Source organism: Pseudomonas sp. P5_A2_2, assembly GCF_054177685.1.
In genome coordinates, this window is the sequence record NZ_JBGCUL010001003.1 from 1 (window position 1) to 1,587 (window position 1,587).

Sequence of the window (1,587 nt, forward strand, 5' to 3'; positions counted from 1 at the left end):
GAGCACCGTCGGACAGGGTCACGCCGTTGGCATCGACCGACACAACCGAGGCTTTCAAGTGCCATTGCACGCCGGTTGCCAGGCTGGCCTCGACGATCGATTCGGCGATTTCCTCACCCATCGAACCGCCAACTTTGTCACCGCGGTCAACGATGATCACATTGATGTCGGCACGGTCGCCGAGGATGGCCCGCAGGCGGCTCGGCATTTCAGTCGCCGTTTCGATCCCGGTGAAACCGCCACCGGCCACCACCACCGTGTTGCGCGCCTTGCTGTCGGGCTGATTGGCCAGCGCCTTGAGGTGGTTTTCCAGACGCACGGCCTGTTCGATCTGATCGACGTCGAAGGCATGTTCGGCCACGCCCGGCGTGTTCGGCGAAGCCAGGCGGCTGCCGGTGGCCAGAACGAGTTTGTCGTAGCTGCAGACTTGTCGGGCACCTGTGGCATCGACATAGCCGACCTGTTTTTGCCCGACGTCGATGGTCTGCGCCGCGCCCTTGATGAACTTGACCCCTACGGCATCGAACAGGTCGCCAATCGGCGCGGCCAGTTGGTGGGCGTTCGGCTCGTAGAAGCGCGGACGCACACGCAGCTCGGCCTGGGGAGCCAGCACGGTCACTTCAACGTCGTTGTGGCCGTGAATGTCGAACAGGCGGGTGGCACTCAAAGCGGTCCACATGCCACCGAAACCTGCGCCGATTACCAGAATGTGCTGCTTCATTTTTGACTCCTGGGGGGAATGACCATGTGTTGAAAATCGTTGAGGGGTTCAAGGATCGCCGTCGGGTTGTACCCGGATAAGCGCCTGCCGCTGCGACCCAACAACTACGACTGTATTGATCCTAGTTAAAACCTGCAACAGGTTTTTACCGAGGATCACCATCGAAAAACCTGATCCCTGAGCTGAACCCCATGTATTCAGCGCATCAGAAGATGCGTTAGCTGTCATGAAAAAAGATTGAACGAGGAGGGATTCGTTGCCTGACTTGCTTTCGGCTGCTAAAATTTGCGACTAATTCAGTCGGAGATCTGCATGTCTCTTTACAGCGCGGGTGTCGAATACGGCATCCACTGCCTGCTTTTTCTGGTGGGTAATGGCGGCGACTCGCGCGAGGCGAGCGTGCGCGACCTTGCCGATCTGCAAGGTGTCCCCCAGGACTATCTGGCGAAAATCTTCACCAAACTGGCCAAGGCCAGACTGGTGGTCGCCACCGAAGGCGTGCGCGGTGGCTTCAAGCTGGCCCGCCCCGCTGACGAAATCACCTTGCTGGATATCGTCAACGCCATCGACGGTCGCAAATCGATTTTCGATTGCCGGGAGATCCGTGGCCGTTGCGCAGTGTTTGACGGCGCACCGCCTGAATGGGCATTGGACGGAATGTGTGCGATCCATGGTGCGATGATGGTTGCGCAAAAACGCATGGAAGAGGCCCTCGCCCAACAAACCATCCTGGACATTGCCAGGAAATTCGGGCGCAAAGCCCCGCCGGAATTCGGCGTAAAAGTGGAAAGCTGGATGAACGAACGTCGGGAACGCAAAAGTGGCGCTCAGGCCAGCGAGCAGATCATCCCGACAACCAATCTTTC

The 1,587-nt window shown here is 58.6% G+C and carries 2 protein-coding genes; one reads left to right on the forward strand and one right to left on the reverse strand.

All coding sequences use genetic code 11. From position 1 onward, the window contains the following. The coding region (locus ACXRVY_RS28210; RefSeq protein ID WP_458238856.1) for an NAD(P)/FAD-dependent oxidoreductase at positions 1–721 on the reverse strand (721 nt) is incomplete at its 3' end. 312 nt (positions 722–1,033) lie between these two features. On the opposite strand from ACXRVY_RS28210, the gene ACXRVY_RS28215 reads away from it, so the two are divergent. Next, positions 1,034–1,587, forward strand: a 554-nt coding sequence (locus tag ACXRVY_RS28215) for an RrF2 family transcriptional regulator (protein WP_458238857.1), incomplete at its 3' end; no start/stop codon positions are given.